Raw genomic sequence first — 3,569 nt, forward strand, 5'->3', positions numbered from 1 at the left:
GTCACCGCTGCGTGGCATGTCGAAGTTGATNACCAGGTCGAGGCCATCGATGTCCATGCCACGGGACGCGACGTCGCTAGCCACCAGCACCTTGGAGCTGCCCTGCTTGAAGCGCTCCAGGGCCAGCTTGCGGTCCTTCTGGTCCTTCTCGCCGTGCAGCACGAAGGCCTTCACGTCCTTGGCCACCAGGTGGCCGTAGTTGCGGTCGGCCAGGTGGCGGGTTTTGGTGAAAATGATCGCCTTGTCGAAGGTTTCGTTGGCCAGCAGCCACTGCACGATCTGCTCTTTTTGCTTGTCGTGGTCGGCGGTGATGATCTGTTGGCGGGTGCCTTCTGCCAGCTGCGAAACGCTGTTGAGCATCAGGTGCTCAGGGTCTTTCAGCACCTTGCCGATCATGTCGCGCAGGGCCGCACCACCAGTGGTGGCGGAGAACAGCAAGGTCTGCTGGCGGTTCTCGCACTCCTTGCACAGGCGCTCCATGTCTTCGGCGAAGCCCATGTCGAGCATGCGGTCGGCTTCGTCGAGGATGAGCACCTGCACGTGGGACAGGTCGAGGTTGCCGGCATTGAGCTGCTCGAGCAGGCGGCCCGGGGTGCCGATCAGCACATCCGGCACCTTGCGCAGCATGGCGGCCTGTTCCTTGAAATCTTCACCACCGGTGACCAGGCCCGACTTGATGTAGGTGAACTGCGAGAACAGCTGCACCTGCTTGAGGGTCTGCTGGGCCAGTTCACGAGTCGGCAGCAGGATCAGCGCGCGGATCTCGACGCGGCGCTCGCGCAGGTCGACCAGGCGATTGAGCAGCGGCAGCACGAAAGCGGCCGTCTTGCCGCTGCCGGTCTGCGCGGTTACGCGCAGGTCACGCCCTTGCAGGGCCAGGGGGATGGCCGCAGCCTGCACCGGGGTAGGCTCGACAAAGTTAAGCTCGGCCACGGCTTTAAGCAGGCGTTCGTGCAGGGCGAATTGGGAGAACACGGAGGTAACCTCAGGCAAGTGCGGGAAATTCAGTTGCATAGGGTAACGTTTTCTGCCGCCTTAGCCGAATTTCTTTTGGCAACTTTGTCGCCATCCGCGCTCTAAGGGCGCCTCGTTTGGCAACAAGACTGTAAGCAAGCCCATGGATATCCAAAGAATCTGGCGTGACTCCCTCAACCTGTGGGGCACCCTTGACCAACATCCGATGTTGCACGCGGCCATCGGCCTGGCGGTGCTGCTGCTTGTTTCTCTGGTCATCGGCCGCCTGGCACGNTTCCTGGTGCTGCATGGCGCCCGCCTCCTGGCCCGCCAGCCAGCGCTGAAGTGGCTGGACGACCTGCGCAACAACAAAGTGTTCCACCGCCTGGCGCAGACCACGCCGTCACTGGTGCTGCAGTTCGGCCTGAAACTGGTGCCCGAGCTATCCGACACCGCCCAGCACTTCCTCGGCAATGTCGCCCTGGCCTTTACCCTGCTGTTCATGACCATGGCCCTGTCGTGCCTGCTGGATGCCCTGCTCGACATCTATGCCCGCACCGAACACGCCCCCACCCCCTCGATCAAGGTTTACGTGCAACTGGCCAAGATGATTCTGTGGATCTTCGCCTCCATCGTCATCGTCGCCACCCTGATCGACCGCGCGACATGGTTGCTGCTGTCAGGCCTGGGGGCCATGTCGGCGGTGCTGCTGTTGGTGTACAAGGACACCCTGCTGTCGTTCGTCGCCAGTGTGCAGCTGACCAGCAACGACATGCTGCACGTCGGCGACTGGATCGAAATGCCCCAGGTGGGCGCCGATGGCGACGTGGTGGACATCACCCTGCACACGGTGAAGGTGCAGAACTTCGACAAGACCATCGTCTCCATCCCCACCTGGCGCCTGATGAGCGAGTCGTTCCGCAACTACCGCGGCATGCAGCAGTCCGGTGGCCGGCGCATCAAGCGCAGCCTGTTCATCGATGCAGCCGGCGTGCGGTTCCTGACTCGCGAGGAAGAACAGCGCCTGAGCCAGGTGCACCTGCTGGCCGACTACCTGGCCGGCAAGCGCCAGGAGCTGCAGCGTTGGAACGAGGCCATGGGGCCAGTGGCCGAGCTGTCGGCCAACCGCCGCAAGCTGACCAACATCGGTACCTTCCGCGCGTTCGCCCTGGCCTACCTGAAGAATCACCCCAACGTGCACCCGAACATGACCTGCATGGTGCGGCAGATGCAGACCACCGCCGAGGGCGTGCCGCTGGAGATCTACTGCTTTACCACCACCACGGTGTGGGCGGATTACGAGCGGATTCAGGGGGATATCTTCGATTATCTGCTGGCGGTGTTGCCGGAGTTTGGGCTGAGCTTGTATCAGCAGCCGAGTGGCAATGACATGCGGGTGGGGTTGAGCGGGCGTGTATCGCAAGAGCCTGTGCCGCGTCGGCTGGAAGACATGAGCGAGGCTTGAGATTGCCGGGGCTGCTTCGCAGCCAATCGCAGGCAAGCCAGCTCCCACAGAGGTCTCGCAGTACCTGTGGGAGCAACTGTCTTGCCCCATCAGGTTGCCTCATTGCCTGTAGGAGCAGCCTTGTGCTGCGAAGAGGCCGGAAGGGCAAAAAATCCTCTTTGCCGGAAATGGCCTCTTCGCAGCACAAGGCTGCTCCTACAGATCCTGTGCATGCCTGGAAGTCGGTGCTGGCAATGTGGGAGCTGGCTTGCCTGCGATGGGCCGCAAAGCGGCCCCTTTCCGTGTCAAGACCGAGTCAGGTGTGCGCATTCATGGTTGTCGAAAGCCGGTTGCTCTCGCGCCCATGGACCATGCAATACAGCGCGCCCGCCAGGATCAACCCCATCGCCCAGCTGATGTCCGCCCCCAGCCACTCGGCCACGAAGCCCGTGTAGAACGACAGCTTCATGAACGGGATGGTACCGATGATCGACACGGCGTACACCGCCAGGCTTCGACGATTGAAGCAGCCATAACGCCCCTTGGCGTCATACAGCGCCCCCACATCATAGTGGCCTCGGCATACCCAGTAGTAATCCACCAGGTTGATCGCGCTCCATGGGATCAACAGGTACAACTGGCCGATCAGGATGTCGGCAAAGAATGTATCGAAATTGTACTGGGTGGCGATGGCGATCACCGTTGCCGCTGCGGTCAACCCAGCCATCACCAAGGCCTTGGCCGTCGCGGTCACGCGCCGGATGGTCTTGAAGGCGCCAAAGATCGTGACCGACGACATGTAGGCGCTGTACAGGCACAGGACGTTGTACTGGATCACCCCCAACGCGATCACGGCCAGCGCCAACGGCGCCCACGGGCCGAACAACGCGGCAATGGCTGTCGCCGGGTCATGCCCCAGTGCCGAGGGCAGTTCCACCGCCACCAGCGCGCCGAGCGCCATCATGGCGAAGGAGCCCAGCGCACAACCGCAATAGGTGGCCCAGAACGTGGCGCGTGGATTGACGTTGGCCGGGAGATAGCGAGAGTAGTCGGCCACATACGGGCCATACCCCAGCGTCCACGAGGCCGACTGGGCAACGATCAGATTGAACGCGGTGAAGGAAAAGCCGGTACTCACCGCCGTTGTGGTTGCCATGTCGCCGGGGTGCAG

Annotated in this window: 3 protein-coding genes; 1 reads left to right on the forward strand and 2 read right to left on the reverse strand. The window is 62.3% G+C overall.

The features are described from left to right. Positions 1 to 1,014: DEAD/DEAH box helicase (locus JV551A3_RS23690; RefSeq protein WP_133979152.1), on the reverse strand; the 1,014-nt coding region annotated here is incomplete at its 3' end. A gap of 103 nt (positions 1,015 to 1,117) precedes the next feature. Between JV551A3_RS23690 and JV551A3_RS23695 the strand changes: the two genes are divergently transcribed. Next, positions 1,118 to 2,419 (forward strand): mechanosensitive ion channel family protein, encoded by a 1,302-nt coding sequence (locus JV551A3_RS23695; RefSeq protein ID WP_133979154.1) that lies wholly within the window; start codon positions 1,118 to 1,120, stop codon positions 2,417 to 2,419. Positions 2,420 to 2,714: 295 nt separating this feature from the next. Here the strand turns inward: JV551A3_RS23695 and JV551A3_RS23700 are convergent. Continuing rightward, positions 2,715 to 3,569, reverse strand: an 855-nt coding sequence (locus JV551A3_RS23700) for a purine-cytosine permease family protein (RefSeq protein WP_205125970.1), incomplete at its 5' end; no start/stop codon positions are given.

The organism is Pseudomonas inefficax (assembly GCF_900277125.1).
Lineage (GTDB): Bacteria > Pseudomonadota > Gammaproteobacteria > Pseudomonadales > Pseudomonadaceae > Aquipseudomonas > Aquipseudomonas inefficax.